This window comes from Stenotrophomonas sp. YJH_SMC_131, from assembly GCF_059367975.1.
Map to the genome: position 1 here is coordinate 80940 of NZ_JCAFRJ010000004.1, position 21428 is coordinate 102367.

General features: G+C 59.8%; 20 protein-coding genes. 12 read left to right on the plus strand and 8 right to left on the minus strand.

The annotated features are described in order from the left end of the window. Window positions 1-32: 32 nt before the first annotated feature. A complete protein-coding gene (locus AC5P56_RS09960) occupies window positions 33-2228 on the minus strand; it encodes an AsmA family protein (protein WP_495231570.1) in 2196 nt (731 codons plus the stop codon). 133 nt (window positions 2229-2361) lie between these two features. On the opposite strand from AC5P56_RS09960, the gene AC5P56_RS09965 reads away from it, so the two are divergent. After that, window positions 2362-2841 carry a GNAT family N-acetyltransferase gene (locus tag AC5P56_RS09965; RefSeq protein WP_046430525.1) on the plus strand — a complete coding sequence of 160 codons (480 nt, stop codon included), beginning with the start codon at window positions 2362-2364 and terminating at the stop codon, window positions 2839-2841. Window positions 2842-2863: 22 nt separating this feature from the next. Here AC5P56_RS09965 and AC5P56_RS09970 read toward each other — a convergent pair whose 3' ends face one another. Further along, on the minus strand, window positions 2864-3982 hold the full coding sequence (locus AC5P56_RS09970; protein ID WP_495231571.1) for an ATP-binding protein: 1119 nt from the start codon (window positions 3980-3982) through the stop codon (window positions 2864-2866). Between the two features lie 1415 nt (window positions 3983-5397). Here AC5P56_RS09970 and AC5P56_RS09975 point away from each other — a divergent pair. The 4 genes from AC5P56_RS09975 (at window position 5398) to AC5P56_RS09990 (ending at window position 9074) form a co-directional block, all read left to right on the plus strand. Then, a complete protein-coding gene (locus AC5P56_RS09975) occupies window positions 5398-6495 on the plus strand; it encodes a site-specific integrase (RefSeq protein WP_495231572.1) in 1098 nt (365 codons plus the stop codon). Between the two features lie 129 nt (window positions 6496-6624). After that, window positions 6625-7431, plus strand: a complete 807-nt coding sequence (locus tag AC5P56_RS09980) for a competence protein CoiA (RefSeq protein ID WP_495231573.1) — start codon at window positions 6625-6627, stop codon at window positions 7429-7431. A gap of 227 nt (window positions 7432-7658) precedes the next feature. Next, window positions 7659-8333 (plus strand): helix-turn-helix domain-containing protein, encoded by a 675-nt coding sequence (locus AC5P56_RS09985; protein WP_495231574.1) that lies wholly within the window; start codon window positions 7659-7661, stop codon window positions 8331-8333. An 81-nt stretch (window positions 8334-8414) separates the two neighbouring features. Continuing rightward, window positions 8415-9074, plus strand: coding sequence for a DUF6988 family protein (locus AC5P56_RS09990; RefSeq protein WP_495231575.1), 660 nt, complete (start codon window positions 8415-8417; stop codon window positions 9072-9074). 966 nt (window positions 9075-10040) lie between these two features. Here AC5P56_RS09990 and AC5P56_RS09995 read toward each other — a convergent pair. Together AC5P56_RS09995 and AC5P56_RS10000 are read right to left on the minus strand one after the other, a co-directional pair. Then, entirely contained in the window at window positions 10041-10610 is a 570-nt protein-coding gene (locus AC5P56_RS09995) for a cyclin-dependent kinase inhibitor 3 family protein (RefSeq protein WP_495231576.1), read from the minus strand. A gap of 47 nt (window positions 10611-10657) precedes the next feature. Beyond that, complete coding sequence (locus tag AC5P56_RS10000; protein WP_495231577.1) at window positions 10658-11137, minus strand: NIF family HAD-type phosphatase; 480 nt, start codon at window positions 11135-11137, stop codon at window positions 10658-10660. 171 nt (window positions 11138-11308) lie between these two features. On the opposite strand from AC5P56_RS10000, the gene AC5P56_RS10005 reads away from it, so the two are divergent. Further along, entirely contained in the window at window positions 11309-11554 is a 246-nt protein-coding gene (locus AC5P56_RS10005; RefSeq protein WP_495231578.1) for a helix-turn-helix domain-containing protein, read from the plus strand. A 159-nt stretch (window positions 11555-11713) separates the two neighbouring features. Here AC5P56_RS10005 and AC5P56_RS10010 read toward each other — a convergent pair whose 3' ends face one another. After that, window positions 11714-12388: a hypothetical protein gene (locus AC5P56_RS10010; protein ID WP_495231579.1), complete on the minus strand. Its 675-nt coding sequence runs from the start codon at window positions 12386-12388 to the stop codon at window positions 11714-11716. A 187-nt stretch (window positions 12389-12575) separates the two neighbouring features. On the opposite strand from AC5P56_RS10010, the gene AC5P56_RS10015 reads away from it, so the two are divergent. Then, window positions 12576-13274, plus strand: coding sequence for a hypothetical protein (locus AC5P56_RS10015; RefSeq protein ID WP_495231580.1), 699 nt, complete (start codon window positions 12576-12578; stop codon window positions 13272-13274). Between the two features lie 288 nt (window positions 13275-13562). On the opposite strand, the gene AC5P56_RS10020 is transcribed toward AC5P56_RS10015, so the two are convergent. From AC5P56_RS10020 to AC5P56_RS10030, 3 genes are all read right to left on the minus strand, one after another. Continuing rightward, window positions 13563-15326, minus strand: coding sequence for a hypothetical protein (locus AC5P56_RS10020; protein ID WP_495231581.1), 1764 nt, complete (start codon window positions 15324-15326; stop codon window positions 13563-13565). A 138-nt stretch (window positions 15327-15464) separates the two neighbouring features. Continuing rightward, window positions 15465-16328, minus strand: a complete 864-nt coding sequence (locus AC5P56_RS10025; protein WP_495231582.1) for an ImmA/IrrE family metallo-endopeptidase — start codon at window positions 16326-16328, stop codon at window positions 15465-15467. Window positions 16329-16330: 2 nt separating this feature from the next. Further along, on the minus strand, window positions 16331-16729 hold the full coding sequence (locus AC5P56_RS10030; protein WP_495231583.1) for a helix-turn-helix domain-containing protein: 399 nt from the start codon (window positions 16727-16729) through the stop codon (window positions 16331-16333). A 245-nt stretch (window positions 16730-16974) separates the two neighbouring features. Between AC5P56_RS10030 and AC5P56_RS10035 the strand changes: the two genes are divergently transcribed. From AC5P56_RS10035 to AC5P56_RS10055, 5 genes are read left to right on the plus strand one after another with little or no spacing between them, the layout of a single operon-like run. Then, a complete protein-coding gene (locus AC5P56_RS10035; RefSeq protein WP_495231584.1) occupies window positions 16975-17199 on the plus strand; it encodes a DUF2188 domain-containing protein in 225 nt (74 codons plus the stop codon). After that, window positions 17199-18191, plus strand: coding sequence for a CBASS cGAMP-activated phospholipase (locus tag AC5P56_RS10040; protein ID WP_495231585.1), 993 nt, complete (start codon window positions 17199-17201; stop codon window positions 18189-18191). The genes AC5P56_RS10035 and AC5P56_RS10040 overlap by 1 nt, the downstream gene beginning before the upstream one ends. Window positions 18192-18199: 8 nt before the next feature. Further along, the gene (locus tag AC5P56_RS10045; protein ID WP_495231586.1) at window positions 18200-19342 is read left to right on the plus strand and encodes a CBASS cGAMP synthase; all 1143 of its coding nucleotides are present in this window, start codon (window positions 18200-18202) and stop codon (window positions 19340-19342) included. Further along, window positions 19339-20961, plus strand: coding sequence for a ThiF family adenylyltransferase (locus AC5P56_RS10050; protein ID WP_495231587.1), 1623 nt, complete (start codon window positions 19339-19341; stop codon window positions 20959-20961). Before AC5P56_RS10045 ends, AC5P56_RS10050 begins: the two co-directional genes overlap by 4 nt. After that, on the plus strand, window positions 20958-21428 hold the full coding sequence (locus AC5P56_RS10055) for a Mov34/MPN/PAD-1 family protein (protein WP_495231661.1): 471 nt from the start codon (window positions 20958-20960) through the stop codon (window positions 21426-21428). The genes AC5P56_RS10050 and AC5P56_RS10055 overlap by 4 nt, the downstream gene beginning before the upstream one ends.

Here is a 21428-nt window from a genome sequence, read left to right on the forward strand (position 1 = left end):
CCGGGGCCGGCAATGGATGCAGACGGTTGCCTTCAGTGCGACGAGCCTGCAGCACCCGTGCCCTGGCCCGCTGGCAGCAGCGAAGGCTGCTGGTCAAACCACTCGCGTGCCTTGGCCAGATGCCATTGGCGCTGGTCGCCGTCCAGCTCGATGCCCGCACCCAGCAGCCCCCACCGTAGATAGAGATCACCGCGCTTGCGCTGTTCCAGCAGATCCAGCCGCGCGCGTACCGACAGGCGGTCGTTCTCGGCCTGCAGGCCATCGATGACCAGATGGCCAGGGCGCCAGCGCAGCGTCGCCTGCGCCTGTACCTGTCCGGAATCCAGCAGGGACAAGGTCCAGCGCGGGTAGTCGGTGCGCTCTGCGAACAGCGCCAGCAACGGTCGCGCATCGCTGAGATCGAGGTCCGTGGTGGCATCCACCTGGAACGGCGACTGCGCATCGATGCGCCCACGCCTGAAGTCCACGCGGCCTTTCCATGCCGTCGAGCCCTGCGTGCCCGCCACCTGCACGTTGCGTAGCTCGACCGTGGTGCCGGACAGATCGAAATGACGCTGGTTGAAGTCTCCCCGGCGCAGTGTTGCGTTCACGTCGATATCGCCGCCCATGTCCAGCCCTGCCACCTTTGCACTGGCGTTGCGCCCCAACAGCCGGGCCGTGCCATGGCCGACGCGCCCGTCGGTATCGAGGGTCGCATCACCACTCACGGTGCCGGTGCCACGGAGCAGTCGCACCTGGGGCGAACCCAGGTAGCGGTTGTAGGCGGTCAGATCAGGGATGGTGGCTTCACTGAAGCGCAGCTGCGCGCGGACGCCTTTGCGCAGTTCCTGCAGGCGGCCATCGCCGGTCAGGTCCAGGGCCAGATCCCGGCCGTCGAACAGGCGTACGTCCTTGGCATCGCCTGGCCGCGCGGTGAAGCGGGGCAACCGGACGGCCAGCCGCGCCTGGCTGGGCGTGCCGGCCTTCAGTTCGCCGTGGGCACTGGCCGTGCCCGCCAAGCGCACACCCGCCACCTCGGCCACGGCTTCGGCTGCAGGAATGTCCACGGTGCTGCCTTCGGTCAGCTCGCCGTTGCGAAGGCGCAGGTCCGCCTTCAGCGTGCCGCCGCCATCCAGCTGCAGCCACGGCTTGCGCACGAACAGGGCAGGGATCCAGTTGAGCGAGGTGAACGTCCATTCGCCGCGCACTGTGCCAGAACTGCGTTCCAGCAGCTGTGCGGGCTGTTGGAAGGGAATGTCCCGGCCACTGATATGCAGATCGGCATCCACCTCGCTGCCTGAACCGGACTTTTGCGGCAAGCGGGCCTGCAGGCGCAGGTCCTTGGCCACATTGAGTTGCAGCGCCAGCATGCCGCGATCGGGGGCGCCGTCGCCCAGGTAGAGCGGCACCTGCCACAGCGCTTGGTCGCCGGGCTGCAGTTGGCCATCGATCAGGTGGAGTGCGGCCTGCAGCCGTCCGGGCACTGGTGCGCTGGAGATCTTCGGCGTTGTGGCATGGGTGTCCATGCGCAGGCCCTGGCTGCGGGCATCGACCTCGAGCTGGGCATGCAGCAGCTTCAACTTGGCCAGGCCGGGCGCCTGGTCCCGATAGTGGCGCGGATAGCTGAAGCGCGCGGTGAGATCCATGTCGCCCAACAGCTGCACGCCGTCAAAACTGGTGTCCGCATCGCTGAATGCAACCTCGGATTCGAACAGTTCCGACGGCCCGCCGCGCAGCTGCTTGAGGAAGCCCACCGTGCCCTGGCCCTGGCCGATGATCAGCAGCCTGCCGAAACGTGCGCTGCGGATACTATCGCTGTGGATGGCGTCGAAGCGCAGGGTCCAGCCCCGGTCGCTGCGCGGCGGTGGCGGGATGGCCTCTTCCACGCGGCTGATCTCGGCCGAAACCCCGGTGGCCTGCAGCCGGGGCACCCGCACCTCGCGCTGGAACAGGGGCAGCACCGCCAGACGAGCGCTGGCGCGGTCGGCGTGCAGCACGTAGACCGTGTGGTTCACATGGCCGCGCATGTGCACGTTCCAGGCGATGACATGGCCTGGCAGCACGGTAATGGCCGGCCCAGTGGTCATCACGAACTTGTGCGGCTTGCGGTTGGTGACCTGGTCAAACAGCGGTGTGTTGAGGAAGATGTTGCCGGCCAGCAGGTACAGCAGGTAGATGCCCAGCAGGACGCAGGCAGGAACACGCCACCGTCGAAGCCGGTGCGGGATGTGCGCGGAAACAGGAGGCATCTACTGCTCTGAAAGCCGGAATATCTGCAACTATTGCCGAGCCGATGGCGGTGGCGCGTGAAGCAGCTACGGAGCAGGCGTTGGATTCTGGTAGTGTCCGGCCTGGTCACCACCACAGATCTGCAGGAGTCGCATGGATATCCGGCCCGCCCGTGCAGGCGATTTCGACGTGATGTGGGGCATGTTCAAGCAAGCCATTGCGACGCAGGATGCACTGCCCTTTGCTGGCTCTTTCGCCGTCGAGACGTTTCGCGCGCATTGGTTCCAGGCCCAGGCACCTCATGTAGCTGTGCTGGAGGGCCGGGTTGTGGGCATGTACAAGATGGGCCCGAATTTCCCTGACCTTGGGGCGCATGTGGCCAGCGCCACGTATGTGGTCGACGCCGCGACACAGGGGCGGGGCGTGGGCCGAGCCCTGGTGGAACACAGCCTGGAGCGGGCGAGGGCGGAAGGGTTCCTGGCCATGCAGTTCAATTACGTGGTCAGCACCAACGGCCCGGCGGTGGCGCTGTACCGGAAGCTGGGGTTTGCGGTGGTTGGAACGCTGCCAGAGGCCTTCCGGCATGGCAGGCGCGGGTTGGTCGATGTCTTCGTGATGCACAGGTTCCTGTAGTGCCGTCGCCAGGTCGGCCGCATCAATCAGCATTCTTCGGGAGTGTGATGACGAATGAGGTGCGGCCATCACGCCATCGTCCACGAACAGTGCCGCGGTGCGCGTGGCAGATTTCCCGCACCAGGAACAGGCCGAGGCCAAGGCTCGCGTGTTCTCCCTGTGACGCGTTGTGCGAGCCTCGGCGCAAGGGATCGAACAGGCTGTTGAACGCTTCGTCCGACAGTTCGGCCCCCGCGTTGCTCACCGTGATCAGGGTCTGGTCGGCGAGGCTCTCAAGGCTGATCCGCACATCGGTGCCGTGTTCGCCGTACTTTGCGGCGTTGGTCGTGAGGTTGTGAACCGCCTCGCGCAACGAAGAGGCATCGAAGCAACCGCGGGCATCGCCTTCAACCTCATACGTGATAGGGACGTGGGGCAGGGCAGCGCGAAGCAATTCGACTTCCTCGCCAAGCGATTGGGCAAGATCGCAGTCCACCGGATGAATGGCCATCCCATCGCCCAGCTTGCTGCGGCTGTAAGCCAGCAGGTCGTCCAGCAGCTTTTTCATGCGCATGCTGCCGTTGATGATCCGCTCGGCCTGCTTGGCCAAAGCTGGGTCCTGCAGCCCACTGGCCAGGGTGTCTGCCGAGAAGATGATCGCTGCCAAGGGGCCTCGGAGATCATGCCCGAGCGCCGCGAGGAAGATCTGCCGCCAGGATTCGACCTCGGCAGAGAACTGAGCAAGGGATTCGGCCACCGCCTGGTCGATGGCCTCATTGAAACGAAGGATGTCATCGATCGATGAAGTGACCAGCCGCTGGTCGGATGCCCATCGCCGAAGTACCGAAGCCCGAAGCGCTCGATACTCAGCCACCATCTGGTTGAGGCCAAAGCCGGCGATGGCGCGGGTTCGGCCATGATAGGACGCGGCGGACTCGGGACCGGGTTTCAACGGTGCAAGCCCGTGGGACTTTGCGAGCTGCTGGGAGTCTGTCTGCGGCGATCTGAGATCGTCTATGACCGCCTGAAGAATCTGGGGAAGATGATTCCGAAGTTGCTTTGCGCTGAACTCGACGGTATCGGGTGCCTGCGTTTCGGCGAATGCCACCGCGTCGTCGAGGATTTCCCGCGCATTCCGTTCGATAAAATCAGCCAGGCGCATCGCCAAACCCGTCCTTAAGTGGTGCGCCGAGCCTACACGACGGCGTTTGGATACGGGGTGAGAAAGGCTCGGCCTGTGGGGCGCGGTTCTGCCGGTGTTGGGGCGGCCATATGAAGGGGGAGCCTGCGGCGCGGGTCGGGCCCGGGCGGCGGTCGCCCGGGCCAGTCTGGCTAGAACATAATATACATTATGCGAAATGCTGTATCGGGCGTGATCCGGTTCGTCGGCTCGATCTGGCAATGGCTGCGGCTCTGGCTTGGCTCTTGCCTCCCTGTTGGCTCCCCCGACAAGGATGAGATCGCAGCATGAGCAAGATGGATCCCCTGTTGTGCGCAGCCAAGTTGAGGCGTCTCATGCAGCAACATGAAGCATTCCATGCAGCCGAGGCGGTCACTCCCAACGACCTGCAGCCAACTTGGTGCGTCCACAACGCGCCGCAGCGAACTTGATGCATTGCCAAACATCTGCCGCCTTGTTGGCACATTGCCGACATTGCACTAGCTGCTTGCGTATGCCGTGTGCTGACGAGGTTCAGCCATTCCTTCAGAGATATCCGTGGTTATGGAGCCTATCACGCCGTGCCTGCCTTATCTGACGGAGCAAGGCAAATTCCAGGCGACCGATTGCGGTTCACGCCGGCGCAAGTTGGCGCATCCCCAACGTAACGCAGCGAAGTTTGCGCAGCCACAACGACCGATGAGCTGATATCCGACTACAGAATCGATGAGAGTTTCCGACAGGCTCAAGCGGGACAATGGGCGGCGCTTAACTCGCGGGTGATTGGCGCCCATCAGCAAGCGCAGCGAAGTTGGTGCATTCGTCAACGCAAGGCAGCCAAGTTGGGACATTGTCAATGAAACAGCTCGAGTTGCTCGCTCCGTCGAACGAAGACGTGCTAGGGGGACTTGGTGCCATGGAGCACCAAGTCCGCATACACTGGAGCTACAGTCGTTGAGTGATCCAAGTAAACGTAGCAGGTCTCATGAATCCGGTGTAGCTGCCGTTAGCGAGCCTAGCAACAAAAATGGCATCGTTAGCGTCGAGCCTTAGCCTCAAGTCTGCGCTTAGCGCTTCCACGGATAGATTCGTTGATATCCACCTGACAGTCTCCAAATTTGGATCAGCAACGTTGTCATGCCGGTTCAGGTGGTTGAGAAAAGCAGTTCTCTTGGCGGCGTAGTTTGCTTCCCGATTCAAGTTCCATGTAACGACGTAGACAGCCATTTCGATCCTTCGAGACTGACACCGATTGTGTCGGCGGCATCTTAGTAAATGTGACGAGAGTCACGCAATGCTGACAAGGTTGGCGATCCGAAGATGTGCGATAGATGCCCCCTACCCCATGTTTTCAGGGCTGCCGATAATATATATTTATCGGAACCATTGGATTATTTTGCTATTGGATTCAGTGCCTTATGAGCTTCCCCCTGCTTCCTGAGAACCCTCCCTCCTCGGGGCTGAGCCCAGGTGCGCTGTCGGTGGCAGCGGTCGACGCCGTGCGCGAGGTGTTCGCTGAAGCGGCGTCGGCCAACACGACCCGCAGTTACGCCACCGCACTGCGCTACTGGGCGGGCTGGTATGTGGGGCGTTACGGTCAGCCAATCGAGATGCCGCTGTCGCCGTCGTGCGTAATCCAGTTCATCGTCGATCATCTGGCCCGGCGTTCCGGTGAGACGCTGGTCTGGGAGCTACCGCCGGCCCTGGATGCAGCGCTGGTGGCGTCCAAGCTCAAGCAACGTCCGGGGCCGTTGAAGCTGCCGACCATCGTGCATCGCGTGGCGGTCCTCTCCAGTGCTCACCAGTTGCTCAAGGTGTCCAACCCATGTGACACCACAGAAGTTCGCCAGCTGTTGGCCAAAGCTCGGCGCGCGGCGCATAAGCGTGGCGAGCGACCTAGCAAGAAGACGGCCATTACCGCGCACGAACTTAGGGCCATGATCAAGACCTGCGATGAAGACCTTGTAGGCATGCGCGACCGTGCCCTGCTCTTTTTCTCGTTCGCTAGCGGGGGGCGTCGACGAAGCGAGACTGCCAGTGCCCGGGTTGAGAACCTGACTCATATTGAGGATGGTTACCTGTACCGCTTGGATGTGGGCAAGACCCTCCAAGATGGCGTGAAAACGGGCGGCTCACCTGACAAGCCGATCGTTGGCGAGCCCGCTCAGGCGCTGCGTGCTTGGCTGCATGCTGCCGGTATCCAACAAGGCCCCCTCTTCCGCCAGTTGGCGCACGGCCGGGTCGGCGGCGCACTCTCGCCAAAGTCCGTGGCCACGATCATCCAGAATCGGGCTAAGGCCGCAGGCTTGGCCGGTGACTATGGCGGGCACAGCCTGCGTTCTGGTTTCGTCACCGAGGGCGCTCGTCAAGGCATCGCACTTCCGGCGATCATGGCCATGACCGATCATCGGTCGGTCGTGAGCGTGATTGGCTATTACAATGCGGGCGCGGCAGAAATCAACCCGGCTGCCAGATTGCTGGAAGGCGATTCGCCGACGCAGGTCCAGCCAGAGTAATTGGGCGCAGTTCAAACCCTGAGTCATTGGTTTCAGCCGGAATCGGCAAGAGTCCGACGGCGTGTTCATTGCAGATATTCTTGCCTCATCCGTACACTAGGCGAAGCTTGGGTAGGAGGCGATCAGGGAATGGAAATCGCATTGGTACAAGGGCAGCGGACGCTTCCGAGCGTCGGGCTCAGGGGAACTTGTCCAACATGTGGCGCGGCGATGATTGCCAAATGTGGCGAAAAGCTCATCCACCACTGGGCCCACGCCGGACGGCGAAACTGTGATCCGTGGTGGGAGAATGAGACAGAGTGGCATCGGGAGTGGAAGGCCCATTGGCCCGTCGAGTGCCATGAGATCAATCATGTTGCGCCAGATGGCGAGATTCATCGGGCGGATGTCAAGACGCCCAGTGGCATTTACGTGGAGGTGCAGCATTCTGCGATGACGGATGCAGAGCGCCAGTCACGCGAGGACTTCTATCAAAACCTCGTGTGGATCATTGACGGCAGGCGGTTCCAGAAGAACTTCACCATCCACCACATACTCCCCGATCCCTCCCTACCCTGGGCCCAGGACTGCCGGTGGTTTCCCATCGCCCATCGGACACATCGCGGAACCACGCAAGGGATGTACCACAAGCTTTCAGAAGTTGTGGAGGACCGAAAGCGCTCGCCCAACAGCAGCATGCATCGCGTCTATTTTTTTGTAGATGATCGCGCCAAGTTCGAAGCGGCCGACGTCGGTTATCGCAATTTCTGTTGGATGAGACCGCATACCACTTGGCTGAATGCGACCAAGCCGGTGTACATCGATTTTGGCTCTGACGTAATGGTTCGACTTGATCTGTATCCAGTCGAGATGCTGCGTTGTGTTCGTTTGGTCAGTAAATCCAGGCTTATCCATGATCTTGGCACCCTGCCCCATGCATCCGAGGTCTGCGCATAGGCGCGAGCCAGCGTCGCGGCAATGGATGGCTTGCGGCGCACTCCTCAGGCTGCCCGATTAGCGTATGTGGCCTCGCGTTCGGCAGTTTCCTGAAAAGGAGGGCAAATTCTGTCCCGATAAGCATCTGGACATTTAACTCCCTGTCGGACACCTGTCGGGTCACTGTCGTGTTGCCAGGCCCGCCGCCCTCTTACTCTGGGTTACCTACCCTGACGGAGTGACCTTCCATGACTACCGCGAACCCGCCCCGGCTGTTGACGCCTGATGAGGTTGGCGCCTGCATCCGTCAGTTCCGCCAAATGCGCCATTGGTCGCAAGAGCAGCTGGCGGAGATCTCGGGCCTTAACGTGCGGACTGTTCAGCGGGTTGAACAGGGCGATTCGGCCAGCTTCGACACCCGTCGCGCCTTGGCCCGTGCCTTCGAGCTCAATGACATCGATGCGCTTAACAAGCCCTTCTCATTGCCTACGGACGAGGAGCTGAAGGCAGCGCAAGAGCAGTTCGAGCGTGACCACGTCACCCTGGCTGTGTCGCCCCTGACTACGGGCCGCCAGCTGGCCAGCTTGGTCACCTCCTGCGAGATGGACCTGTCCGAGCCAGCCATTGAGCTACCGCGCGAGGCGGCAGCCGAGTTTGCTTCGCTCGTCGACTACTACCGAGAGTATCGCGAGTACCACGACCTGTACTCTGAAACCGATAAGCTTGAGATCTACGACGACCTGCAGCGGCACATCGACACGCTGAGGGTGTTAGGCGTGTCGTTGACTTACGGTCAACGGGGGGTGGCCCTCCGGATGGGTTCGGGTCTGCCAATGAGCGCTAGTTGCCTGTACGTCGTGGCGTTTTGTCTCGGCCAAGAGCCGAGTCAGATCGTCACCCCTAAGGCGGCGCATATCGGCTAGCTTTTTGCGGACGTTCTCTCTGACGGGTGAGCCAGTGGACTCTGTATTCTTGAGGCTGGATCATCCTTTAGAGGGGGCTTCGTGTCTGAACTGGCGGGCGAAGGATTAGCATCAACGCTTTCGAGCTCGGCAGAACTGTTGAGCGAAATCCGAGGTGCCTGGGGAGATGTGGCCGCCGGGTCGGATCCTCGATGCAGAGCCGCGATGGCATTGTGCCAAATGTCGCTAGACCACGCCTCGGCCGTCCAAGCCCTGATCTGCACCCTGCCGCAGTCGGCAATTTCTCTGGTCCGGCCACAATATGAGGCGCTGGTTCGTGCGACTTGGGTGTTTCATGCCGCGAGTCCCCAAGACCTAGAACGGTTGCTGAGCCCCCTGAGTCTACATAGTCAACAGGAAGCCAAAAAGCTTCCTGGCGTTCAAGAGATGCTCAAAAAGCTCGAGACGTCAGGTCCGCGGGGAGCGTCGCAACTTCTGGGTAGGGTCCGGGAAAACCTGTATGGAGGACTGAACTCATACCTCCATGCCGGCATTCACCCGTTGGCCAGGCAACTCACCGGATACCCGGAGCCGCTTCTAGTTGGGGTGCTCCAAAACAGCAATGCTCTGGCCATGCTGTCCATCATCATCATGGCGGAACTTTTGCCTGATCAGGCGATAATGCCGTGGATGCACGTACTGCATCATAGCTTTGCGAACGTTCTGCCCCCGCTAGATCCACTGGATGTATCGTCAAGTTGACTGCTCCCCTGCCCTCCAGGCCGGGGCATCAGCGGGATTGAGGCCTCCAGGTTCAACCTCCCTCGAATATCTGAAAGTTAGATAGACAGGCCGGAGTGAGATTGATACGCTGACAGCTGGAAGCGCGATTGAGGGCTCTGTGGCCTATGTCGTTAACCAACCGACCCTCATCGTGCCGTGGCCAGAACTGGACGAATTCGTTCGGTCCATTGGTCCATTCCTGGCGTGCGCGTGGTGTGCGCTGGAGCGATCAAGAAGCTTAAGCGCCCCGATTGCCTCTGGAGGGTTGGCCTCTGATGCGCTGGATACGCTTGCAACGTTGCGAGTCCTGCATCGAGTCCCATTTGGGCATGCGGCGGGCACCTTCAGGTCTTTGTATGAGCCTCTGGCATGGAGCTATCAGCCTGCCTGGCTGCGTCCTGATGTAGACATCGAAGCTGTGCTGACCAGAACGCTCGTGCGGTGGGCTAGTGAATGCAGTTCTAGCGCTAAGCGTAGTCTGGGAGTAGCACTGGGTGATGCTGAAGCGCGCGCGTACCTAGCAAACCTTCTCCGTAAGCACCGGCTGGATTCGACGCTGGCAGACGACTTGCGCTCAATCAGTCAAGGAGAGTGGGCGGCATTGAGCTTGGGTCGTAAGCGATACGTTCTTTGGGCAAGTATGCGCAGTGCCGCTTCAGAGTGTCTGCAGAACGACTTGAGTGAGCAGATCGCCCGACGAGTCCTTGATCGGGAGATCGGCCGAAGGTCGGCTTGGCTAATTGAACGAGCTAAATCGGGCTCCATCGCGCCAACCGATTTTTGCTTTCTGCCGAGCCAGGGCTGGCGACAGCCGCTCATCCTAGATGTCGCAATGGAAACATTCCTGCCCTTGGGTCGGCTCTACTGGCTCGAGCCGAGCAGCCAGTGGAGGTTCTGAGTTTCCGATACGTTGCAACCGGACTCACCACGGTATCCGACACACTCTCAACGAGGATGATGACGGAGTCGATGGGCCCAATGCTCAAGGAAGTCTTCTTGAGCCTTGGTCTCAATTGCACCAGGCCGGACCGACCGGACCATGCGGATTGCATCTGACGCTTCGAGGGTCCTCCCGGTCTGTAGCAGCAGCATGGCAGCAACTGTTCCGGCTCGCCCGAGACCTCCCTTGCAGTGGATGACGACCCTTAGTCCACTTAGAAGGTCAGCGACGAGCTCAAGACTAAGCTGTGGCCATTGCTGGAGCAGCCTTCCATCAGGAGCTGCTCCATCCGTGATTGGCAGCCCGTGCCAAGAGATCCCCTTCCCTGCCGCGACCTCTGGCAGGCCCTCGATACGGAGCTCCCTGAACTCCCAGGGTTCCAGTAAGGAAATCAGATGCTTGGCACCCCAGCGGCGAACTGTAGAGATATCCATATCAAGATCTCTCGCCCATGCTCCGGTCATGGCGATTTCCTGATACTTGCCGGGTGCAAATGTCACGCCCACGGCGCCCCCCTTGTCTCCTATCGGCAACTCCGCGATCACTAGTGGGTGACTGAAACTGGTGCGCATCATTGGGCTCTCCTCGGCCGCGATTACGTGCCATTTGGTGCGTTCAAGCTTTAGGATTGAGGCTCCGAAGGGTCTTTTCCGAAACGCCGATCCGGCTGGTGATTGACACCCAGACGCTCTCTGATCAGACCAAGCGCCACTTCCAGGCCTCGATCGTCCGCATGGTAGGGAGCGCCAAACAAAGGTACTTGGACCCAGCAGTCCCCTTGTCCCGGGTGCACATAGGCACCGTAATCATCCAGAAGAAGCGCTGATCCCGGATCCGAGGACACACGTCTTAAGTCCTTCGTAGACTTGTCCCAGTCCGTGTATTGCAGCTCAGCGAACCAAGCTGGGGCACAGCCTTCCGCCACTAGAAGTAAGGCGAGGTTCCGATATGTCGGCTCCGGCACAGTTGTGTACACCACCAAGCGTTCAAACAGCTCGTTGACCGCTTCGAGGAACTGGAGCAGCCCTGGGCGCGGGATCTGGCTCACCGCGTTTGATATCAGGGTCCCTTCGAGATCCATGGCAAGGACGGTTGGGCGCATTGGTCTCTGACCCTCCGAGGTGCGTGAAGGAGGGCGAACGGCTTAGCCTGCCCGGCTTTGCCATTGCCCTTTGCGGCAGCTGGTCGAAGCTGCACAGACGCAAGAATATCGTGTTTTTAGATATCTGAGAACTGGATATAGCTTCTTGGGTCGCTCAACTAAGGCGCGGCCGTGTCGAAGTCCATCCATCGCAAAGAGTACGTCGCACTGATTGAGGCTGTTCGCGATGCGCGGGTGGCGGCGGGGCTCACCCAGGCCCAAGTGTCAAGCAAGCTGGGGCGGAGTCAGTCTTTCATTAGTGATGTGGAGACAGGCAAGCGTAGGGTCGACGTGGTTGAACTCCGCGACATCGCTCGTCTGACAGGCCTGTCGCTGGGAAGGTTGATAGCAGATTTTGAGAAGCGACTGAAAGACTGACATCGCTGTCTTGCCCAATGTGTAGCTAACGCGTTTTCGGATCCCTGTATCTTTTCCGCCCGAGTTCACGTTTGGATCAGCTATTGCTGCGATGCTGTGAATGCGGGATCAGCAGTGACGCAGCTCTGCATCGCCGCGCTCAACGTTGCCGTTAGAGAACTAGCTGCTCCTCAGGATCAATGCGAGAGCGTCTCGGGCTTTCGCTGCAGTTTCTTGGGCTTGCATGAAACTAGATGAAATGTCACCGGGATCGTTCATGACGCCTTGGTATCTGTTTTCGTGGTCGCGATACTCCCCACCATTCCTGTAGTAGTCGTTGAAGTAAGACACTTCATGCCTAAGATCGTTGACTGCCACAATGAGCGATCGTATTTCGTTCCCTGCCCGGGACACCTCATGCATTTGAAGGAGCATTTCAGTAATGCCCTCCGGAATGGTCAGTAGATCGTTGATATCCTCTTCCGCGAAGGGACTTCTGCTCCATCGCCGATGGGCAGCAGCTATCTGTCCTCCTATCTGGTCGATTTCCGGAAGCATGACGAAGGCGTAACTCTGGGCCCTTGCCATGCGCTCTGCCGTCCGTTCAACTCGATCGCGGGCGTCGCGCTCGGCCAAGTCTGCGCGCGTTTGAAGTGCGAGACGCCATGGGACGACCACGGCAACGACTATTGCCATGATGCTACCGATAGCCTGCACCCATGACGGCCAATCAACTACTACTTCTGGCCTAGGCTGAGGCGGATGCTTGCTCAGCAGCGCCCAGGTAACGAGTGCTCCGGCCAAGAAGGTCATTGCGGCCACGACGGCCCAATCCCGATCAGTACGTCCCTGCATTCATCCATCCTCCCTTTCGTTGCGCATTTTACCGCGCTTGTCTGGGCCGTCAGCAACGGAGCGCGCTGGAACTCCGGTGGTCTGGTATCGACTACGCCGGCGTGGATTCTGAACGAAACTAGCGTGCTCCTAGTTCCGAACAGTACCTCCGGGCATCACCTACCGCCACGATGGCGAGGGCTACCGCTTGGTCGCGGGCTACTACCCCACCTCCACACCGGACGGCAAAGGCATCAGCCGCGATGGCGCGCGCTATTCCACTGCGTTCGTGCAGGGCGACAGTTACGTACCGAATGGCACCAGCACCTCCGAGCGCGACCTGGTGGCGGCCACCGTCGACTGGGATCTGCTCAAGCATGACGATGTCACGGTGACTGCCGCGGTATCCGGTCTCTACTCGCGCCTGCAGGACGAGAGCGGCACGCCGCAGGGCGACGGCACGCGGCGCGCCCTCGCCGCAAGCGTGAAGGTCAGCAATGGGGCCTGGCGCGGCAAGGTCCTGGTCGCACGGCAGGACATCAGTCTGCCGGCATCGCGCGACACCCACGTCATCACCGTGGGCGGCTTCGATGCGTCCTACAACATCGCCACCAAAGGTACCGTCGTCTTCGCCGAAGTGGGCCGGCCGCTGACGGTCGGCGGGCAACCGTTCGACCTGTATGCCAGCCTGTCACGTTTCATCAAGGACGAGGCCAACTTCAAGGACAGCCAGCGGCTGACCCTGGGCGCGGCATGGACCCACGGCCGTCTGCACGTTTCCAGCGAACTGCTGGTCGGCCGCAACGATCCGTTCGTGGGTGCCGGTCAGTACATCAGCGGCGCTGCCGAGGGCGGCGACGACCGCTACAAGACCTCGCTGTTCACGGTTACTGGCTACCGGTTCTGACGTTTGAGGGACGCCGCAAAACTTCATGTGATACGCCAACGACGACAACATGGCTGTGTCTGGCGCTGGAAGGCGCTGTCGTACCAGACGTAAACATACTCATGCCACGCGGGGCTCTTCACCCGGAGGTTAACGCTCAAGTTTGGATTGATCTGATAGCTGGAACTGTTATCCAGTGCAGCGAAGCTGCCGCCCTCACCGACCACATCCCCAACTTACCGATGAAGGTCACCCATGCGCGGACCTGCTGGCTGACCTTCGGCGGATAAATGGCGCAAACAATTCCCATCAGGCGTCGATAAGATGCGCTAGCTGCGCGTTAAGCTCCGAAATAGAACCTACAACGCCGTCCATCACGAAGTCCAAAGCAAGTCCGTAGCCGTCATTCAAGTGTGCCGTATCAAACCCCATGTCTTGCAGGGTGCCAATGCACTTTCCGAGCGCTTGATGCGCGTCGGCTATGCGAAGATCGTTGTTGAGGAACAGCGGTGCCAAAACTGGATTCTTGTCATTCCACCCTTCAGGCTCGGTGCTGGACGTAAAAAATTCCAGTGACTCTTGGTCAGTGTTCATGCGCTCCAGAACGTTCAAAAGCGCCTGCAGGCACTTCAGTAGTCCAAGCGAGTTCACATCCTTTTGGGGACAACCAGCCTTGATCAATAGCTTTTTGACAAATCCGTTGGGCACTCTCTGGAGAATCTCGTGAATCTGCTTGCATCTGGAAAGGAAGGCCTCCTGCGTCATTGCCAAAGGAGCGACCTGTGCGAGCTTGCTGATGGAGGGGTAGTTCGTCCATCCGTCTGCCCTCAGCCTCTCCGCGGAGAAGCCGGTCAGCTGCTCTGCCGTCTGATGGATGTCGACGCTTTTCGCCAGCGCGGACAAGTTCTCACCCAGCATCAGGATCTGATCCAGCAGATGCTGTGTCTTTGAGACGATGTGCTCCGCGCCAAGGTCCAGGTGCGCGACGGCCTGAGGACCCAAAGCATGCTTGTGAGCATGAAGGATTTCACGGTCTGGAATGGCGTTGTAGAGCTGCCGCACAGGCACTGAGATCAGGTTTCGTCCAACTCTGACGCAATCCGTAAACGACCATTGCCCCTTGTAGGATGGGCTGCAGTCCCAATCACCGCCCACGTTGCAAGGCGTTGTCTCGTAGAACGCGTTTTGCTCGTAACGCTCCAGGAAGCTATCGTTCAGGTAGATGTGTTGACCCGAGATCAGCGAATTGGCCAGATCACGCGTCATCGGCTCACCGATACCCGGCCACACAAGACCATCTACGCTCAGCTCTGGGCACAACTTCGGATCTGCAGCCTCTACACAGGCCCAGACCTGCATCAGTAGATGCCCTCGGTGCTTGGAAATATTCAGCTCGTACCAGACCGGACCCGTGCCTGGCTTCCGCTCAATGTGGCTCTCGGAACCCATTAGCGCGCGAACGGACGGGTGATCCGGAAGGCGCGCTCTGTAGTAGAACGAGCGCACGACACGCGCCGACCGCAGCCATAGATACTTGCGCAAATAGTCGTTTCTCATCGACCATCTGATGCTCCGGTTCGACTTCCAGTAGTACTCGCTGGAAATCTCGCCACCAGCAATTCCGACCTCTGGCAGCGCAAGATCATCGTAGATCATCTTCTGATGATCATTGCCGATACATCGCGGGCTGAGGCCCAACGTCATCCACACCTTCTCGGCCAGGTTGAACGTATAGAAGGAGCCATTCCCCCAGGAGGCCACCATGTAGTCATGACCGGAGATCGAGGGGTTGAAGATCGAGGCGGCACCCGGCTTATCGACTGGAACGGAGAACTTCACCACACCGCCGCCCGTCTCTCTGAAGACATCTAGCGGGCCTTGATGCTGGCCGTGCACCACGGCCATCTGCATGTACAGTCGCTCATCATCAACCGTGCTGTCGGGTGACTCGTAGAACCGCGCGATCTCCACCTCTTCTCGCGGATCCAAGCCGACCGGGGTCAGTAGCCTGCGGAGCTGTTCAGGGATCACATCCGTGGGCAGCGGAAATGCCTCAAGGTAGTCGTGCGTCATTGGTTATTTCTCGCCGTATCCATACGGTTCGGCAATGATCACGCATTGTGGTGGACTCAGGAAGTCTCATCTCAGGGCGTGCTTCCTAGAATCAATCCATCGACCTGATCATCGCCTCTGCCCGTTTACTAGGCATCATTAACGTTTCTTCCTGTCCCACGACAGGTGGCCTGTGAGCTCTTCCAGCCCCTCATTCTCTTGGATGGGTGCGCCGAAGCGGTCAAGCTCCCGATCGGGTAGCTCGTCTTCATCAAACCAAATTAGCGATACTGTGGTATCGCGACTCCGGAAGTGGCGGCTGATCTCCCACAAAGTGCTGCCGCTCTCCCAGTCGTCGAACCAGATATCTTGAGCTACTTCGCCGGAGGCGGCGGCGCTGGATCCCGCATCACGTAAGCGTCTAGCCACCGATCCTGCCGGGATCGTTGATCGAGCAGAGACCCGGGCGTTGATGTTTCTTAAGGATGTCGAGCGTGAGGCATATCGTATGGCACCGCGTTCCATGGTGACAAAGGCGCATGGTCGCGGACTGAGACTCGCGTATCGTGACGCGGCTGCAGGGAAAGAAGTACCAAACTGGGCGGAGAGCTTCTCGATGACTTCCATGCATGGGTCGTCTGAGGGCACCTGTCCCAGCCACAGCTTGTAGGGCATCAGCAATTCTGATGCAAACGTGTCACATGCCACTTCGTTCGGGTGCCGCTTGGCGTAAGACCAAGCTGGCACCTCTTCGTGACTAGAGGGAAGCTCCAGCAGGATGTGGGCGATCTCATGGCAGATCGTAAAGCGCTGGCGCTCCAGCGTTTCAGCGCTGTTGACCGTCACGATGTGACGGCCATTCGGCTTTGTAATGGTGTACCCGGACTCGCCCGGTTCAAGCTCCTCATGTCGGAGCTTGGCATTGATTGCATCCAGATAGGGTGTCAGATCTCCAAAGACCGACGGCAACGTCACCTTGGCAACGAACCCGCGCGCCTTTTGCCTAACCCACTGCTCGTCCATGCTCAGTCGTCCTCGTCCTCGTCATCGTCCTCGAATGCCCGCCTCACTCTTGCGATCAAAGTGGCTGGGTCCGGCCTGACCGTTCCTCGATGCTTCATTCCTGCTGCGGCCGAGAATACCTCCAGGCTGACAGCTTCGTCTTCCATTACGTAATTGACCAGGTTGACGTCGGCTTCGGGATGGTCCATCAGCCAGTAGACGATACCCGCATCGCGTTCACTTGGCCTCAGTACGGCCAACAGCTTGGCTACGAGTTCCTGTGAGGGGCTGTCCTTCTCACCCGTTTCCAACCGATGGACGTAGGCATGGTCGATTGAGGAGCGCTGACCAATTTCCCTCAACGACATCTCATTTCGCTCTCTAAGCGTCTTTAGGGCAACGCCCAAACCGGTCTGCGGCATTTCTTGACTCCCGATCAATGCAAAGGCACGCCACACATGGCTTTCCACCCATATTAGGTGCCTGAGTTGCTTTCGCGCTCAATGCCTGATAGCGTGTTGTCCATCCAGACAACGGCCTCGTTCCCTTGAACGGGGTTAGCCATTCCCAAGCCGTTGTCTGGACAAGCAACACATTGTGCTTCATTGCAGTACCCGCAGCAAGCTGGTTCTCAACGTGGTCCGTACCACCCAAACAGGAGCTCGTTATGACACGCAAAAATCAACATGTTGTACCCCATCAGGATGGCTGGGCCGTCCGCGGAGCCGGCAATCAGCGGGCAACCTCCGTCCACCCGACCCAGCAGGAGGCCATCGACGCCGGTCGCGAGATCGCCCGCAACCAGCACAGTGAGTTGGTGATCCACCGTCCGAACGGTCAGATCCGTGACAAAGACAGTCACGGCCATGACCCCAACCCGCCGAAGGGCTGATGACCATGGCTGACATCCCGACCTACCACGTGCTCGCACTGTCAGGAGGCGGCTATCGCGGCCTGTACACGGCTACGGTACTTGCTGAGCTGGAGGCGGTACTGGGGCGACCCATCGCCGCACATTTCGACCTGATCTGCGGAACGTCGGCAGGCGGGATGTTGGCCCTGGGCTTGGCCAACGAGATCCCTGCCTCAGAGCTCAAAGGAATGTTCGAGGACCAGGGGAATCGTATCTTCGGTCGACGTAGTCTTGCGCGCCGGCTTTTTGGATTCTGGCTGGCGGCCAAGCACGATTCGGCAGGCCTTCAGGGCGTGCTTGACGAGCGCTTTGGGGCCACGACCATCGGCGATCTTAGGCATCGGGTCCTGATCCCAGCAGTGAACTACACCACGGGACGTGGCCAGTTCTTCAAAACTCCCCACCATCCCACCTTTGAACTTGACCATCGCATGCGCGTGACGGACGTGGCGATGGCGACAGCTGCGGCACCGGTCTACTTCCCGCTGTCAAGAAATGACCGGGGCGTGTTCGCAGATGGCGGCTTGGTGGGTAATGCCCCGGGATTGTTTGGGTTGCATGAGGTGCGGACATTCCTGGCACCTGACGGCCTGGCCGAGATACGGGTTCTCTCCATCGGGACCATGACCATTGGGGCCACCCTGCGCGGCGATGCAAGTCTGGATCGTGGGTTCGGCAAGTGGCGGGGTGGGTTATTCGACCTGGTCATTTCTGCTCAGGAGTCCTCGGTGGACTACATGCTGCGGCAATCACTCGGCAACAAGTACCTGCAGATCGATGACCAGGCTACCCCGGACCAGTGCCGAGATATCAAAGCGTTGGATCGCGTGTCCGTCGGTGCCACCAACACCCTGAAGGATCGAGGCAAACATGCAGCCCAGCGGGCACTGGGGAATCCGCTTTTCAGACCTTTCCGTGACCACCTTGCTGCCTCGCCCGTGTTCTACCACGGCCATCTCAAGAACGCATAGGAACCCATATGCTCAACCTCAGCCCGCTGTTGTACACCACGGTCGCCAATGAGGCGTGCCTCCATTCCAATTTGGACTTGAGCGACGCCGAGCGAGCGCTCATTGCAAGCGCCCGCGCTGAGGTTCGAGACTGCCTGCGTACGGGCATTCCTCGCGTTCTGTCTGAACGTGGATACACCGATACGGTGCCTCAGCCGCGATTCTTCACGCAAGGCTCCTGGGCGTACAAAACGCTCAACGCACCGGCAAAAAAGCCGCAGCAGGCAGACGTTGATGATGGCTGCTACTTGCCGATGAGTTTCGTCTCTCAGGGCACGCGGCCGAGCGTGGCGTCCACCATCTTCTTCGAGGCCGCGGAGCAAGCACTCGCTCCGTTGATCGAGCGGAAGAAGTGGAAGCTTGTGGACAACAAGGACACTTGCATACGAATCGTGATCTGCGGCTTTGCGCACATCGACATCCCCCTCTATGCCATCCCGGACAGTGAGTTTGCGGCATTGACCAAGGCGTCCATGGAGAAATATGGATTCGACTCCATCGCCGAGGCAGCCGTCTTCGCTGAGCGCGACGCTTGGACTGCCCTGCCCCGCGACAAGGTGCTTTTGGCCCACCGCAAATGCAACTGGATGGCCTCAGACCCCCGCCCCGTCAAAGAGTGGTTCCTGCAGGAGGTTGACGATAAGGGCGAGCAGTTCCGTCGGGTGATTCGCTATCTGAAAGCTTTTCGCGACTGGCACTGGGAGAGCGGTGGGCCCTCCTCCATCCTCCTGATGGCAGCTGCAGCCCCAATTTTCGAGAAGCGTGACCGGCGCGATGACCTGGCGCTGCTGGACGTCGTAGCTGGGCTGCCGGCGCGCCTGCGGGCGGGGGTGGTGAACCCGGTGGAAAGTGGCGAGTCACTGACTGATCGTTTGGGGAAGCGCGGAGTGGAAGATGCCGCTCGGGCCTTCGAGTCTCTTGAGGTTACGCTTCGCGGCTGCGTAAATGCGTCCAGTCCTTCTCAGGCCTGCGTGTGGATGCGCAATGAATTCGGCGATCGATTCCCTGCCGATGAGGAGCGCATCAAGGTGGTCTCGGTTGCCGCGACAATCAGCGCTACCTCGCCTCAGCCTGGACCCAGCGAGCTCGTCGGCCGGAGCAAGGCGGGGTGAGCCGCGCGACGCCTAATCAGGTGATTGAGGCCTTTGGGCGCGAGGGCTTCGACTTCGCCGGCAAGGCCGATAATGGATGGTTCCGGGTTTCTGGGCGCCTGTTCTCGGACGCTAAGCCGGACGGTGTGCCATGCGAAATCGAACTGGATCCCAACTTCTTCGAACTTCCTCGCGTTCGGTTACTCGAGATTCCTACCCATCTTCCTGGGGCGGTCCCCCATCTCAATGCCAAGGGCATGCTTTGCTACATTGCCAGCGGCACAGTGACATTGGACATTTTTGACCCGATTGGCCAGTCGCTGGCTTGCCTGCGTCAGGCTCAGCTCGTGTTCGATCGGATCATGCGAGGGGAGATGGTTGAAGACCTTGCCGAGGAATTTTACGCGTACTGGAACGGCGCGTACTGCTTGTCGGACCTCGACGGAAATGCCCAGGGGCGCAAGGAGTGCTTTGTCGTGGATGGCAACGAGCGCCCAATCTGGTTCGTCACAAACAACCTTGCGCGAACCAAGAAGAAGGCCGAATTGCTGGGGTTCAACCCAACCGATAGAACCACACCAACATACAGCATCAAAACTACTGCACAGCCCCGCCCTGTCCCAGGTGCCTGGCCGCCAAAGACGGTGAGCGAGCTCTTGTCGTGGCAAGGCCAGTTGGACCGTCGCTGCAGACGAAGCATCCATCGTCGCATCCAGCAGGGTGAGCGAGATCGTCTCAACGCACTCCTTATTCTGATCGACTCCCCCAAGATGACGTATGCATTCGGGGTCATTTATGAACGAGATGCGCGCGCACCTAAGGTGAAATTGGCAGATCGGCGGGATCGGACGCTGGGATTGTCTGTACTTCCCTTTGCTGTGTTCAGGATCGATGAGCGCTACATCGCCGAGCGCAACATTCCCAGCCGCAACACGCTTGCCGGAAAGGCAATCGCATTAATCGGCTGTGGGACCATTGGCGGCTTCCTTGCCGAAATGCTGGTGAAGGCAGGTGCTGGAACCCAGGGCGGCACGCTAAAGCTGATCGATTTCGATACGCTCGTGCCACAGAACCTAGGGCGGCACCGATTGGGGTTTCCCTCCCTGCTTCAGAAGAAGGCCGTAGCCATGGCCGATGAACTGGAGCGCTTGGCACCTGGCGTATCGATAGAATCAATCACCTTGGATGCTCGCGACGTCGACCTATCAGATCAGCACCTTCTCCTTGATGCGACCGGCGAGGAGGCGCTAGGCCATTGGCTGGCGGACTACTACCCGCGCCCGACTCAAGTGCTCTCCGTATGGATTGAAGGTCCTGGAGTCGCCGTGCGATCGTTGCTTCGAACGGCGCAGGGCGGCTGCTATCGATGTCTCTGGCACTTCACGCGTCGCGGAGAGATGTGCTCGACCAGAGAGCCATTGCCCAACGTTCTGGCCGGGCACGGGTGCGAGGGTTTGTACGTGCCCTTTAGTGCCTCCGCCTCCGTTCAAGCAGCTAGTCTGGGCTTGGACGCTGCGCTTGACTGGGTCAATGACATCGCCTCTCCCGCGCTGCGCACGCGGGTCTTGGACAGTACGTTCACACAAGCCACACCGGATGGCGAACTGCCCATTGAACCCGGTTGCCCAGCATGCCAATGACGAATGACTGGTCCAGCTCCGATCGCCGCAGGCTACTGCATGTCTCGCCGGCCGCCCTGGACGTGTTTGCCCGCTACGTGCAAGGTAGTGACCAAGCTCCTGAGTCAGGCGGACTGCTGCTTGGAACGGTTCATGGAGAGCATATGCTCGTCGAGCAGGCAACCGAGCCAACTGTCTGGGACCTGAGACTGCGCACCTTCTTCCATCGCTCCGCTATAGGTCATGCCAAGCTTGCACTTGATCGATGGCGCGCCTCCCGCGGCACCGTGCGGTACCTAGGTGAATGGCACACCCACCCGGAGGACTACCCCACCCCGTCTGGGTTGGACCGCGCGGAGTGGCGCAGATTGGCCGCGGGGAGAAGAGACGAGCGACCACAGCTCTCGATCATCGTTGGACGTGCTGGTCTCCATGTCGAGTTGGTTGGTAGTGATGGCGCAGGCTGTGTTTTTCGGCCCCATCAGTAG

Coding starts and splice junctions, on each gene's coding strand:
- AC5P56_RS09960 (WP_495231570.1), bottom strand. CDS start 2,228: ATGCCTCCTGTTTCCGCGCACATCCCGCACCGGCTTCGACGGTGGCGT.
- AC5P56_RS09965 (WP_046430525.1), top strand. CDS start 2,362: ATGGATATCCGGCCCGCCCGTGCAGGCGATTTCGACGTGATGTGGGGC.
- AC5P56_RS09970 (WP_495231571.1), bottom strand. CDS start 3,982: ATGCGCCTGGCTGATTTTATCGAACGGAATGCGCGGGAAATCCTCGAC.
- AC5P56_RS09975 (WP_495231572.1), top strand. CDS start 5,398: ATGAGCTTCCCCCTGCTTCCTGAGAACCCTCCCTCCTCGGGGCTGAGC.
- AC5P56_RS09980 (WP_495231573.1), top strand. CDS start 6,625: ATGGAAATCGCATTGGTACAAGGGCAGCGGACGCTTCCGAGCGTCGGG.
- AC5P56_RS09985 (WP_495231574.1), top strand. CDS start 7,659: ATGACTACCGCGAACCCGCCCCGGCTGTTGACGCCTGATGAGGTTGGC.
- AC5P56_RS09995 (WP_495231576.1), bottom strand. CDS start 10,610: ATGATGCGCACCAGTTTCAGTCACCCACTAGTGATCGCGGAGTTGCCG.
- AC5P56_RS10000 (WP_495231577.1), bottom strand. CDS start 11,137: ATGCGCCCAACCGTCCTTGCCATGGATCTCGAAGGGACCCTGATATCA.
- AC5P56_RS10010 (WP_495231579.1), bottom strand. CDS start 12,388: ATGCAGGGACGTACTGATCGGGATTGGGCCGTCGTGGCCGCAATGACC.
- AC5P56_RS10020 (WP_495231581.1), bottom strand. CDS start 15,326: ATGACGCACGACTACCTTGAGGCATTTCCGCTGCCCACGGATGTGATC.
- AC5P56_RS10025 (WP_495231582.1), bottom strand. CDS start 16,328: ATGGACGAGCAGTGGGTTAGGCAAAAGGCGCGCGGGTTCGTTGCCAAG.
- AC5P56_RS10030 (WP_495231583.1), bottom strand. CDS start 16,729: ATGCCGCAGACCGGTTTGGGCGTTGCCCTAAAGACGCTTAGAGAGCGA.
- AC5P56_RS10035 (WP_495231584.1), top strand. CDS start 16,975: ATGACACGCAAAAATCAACATGTTGTACCCCATCAGGATGGCTGGGCC.
- AC5P56_RS10040 (WP_495231585.1), top strand. CDS start 17,199: ATGACCATGGCTGACATCCCGACCTACCACGTGCTCGCACTGTCAGGA.
- AC5P56_RS10045 (WP_495231586.1), top strand. CDS start 18,200: ATGCTCAACCTCAGCCCGCTGTTGTACACCACGGTCGCCAATGAGGCG.
- AC5P56_RS10055 (WP_495231661.1), top strand. CDS start 20,958: ATGACGAATGACTGGTCCAGCTCCGATCGCCGCAGGCTACTGCATGTC.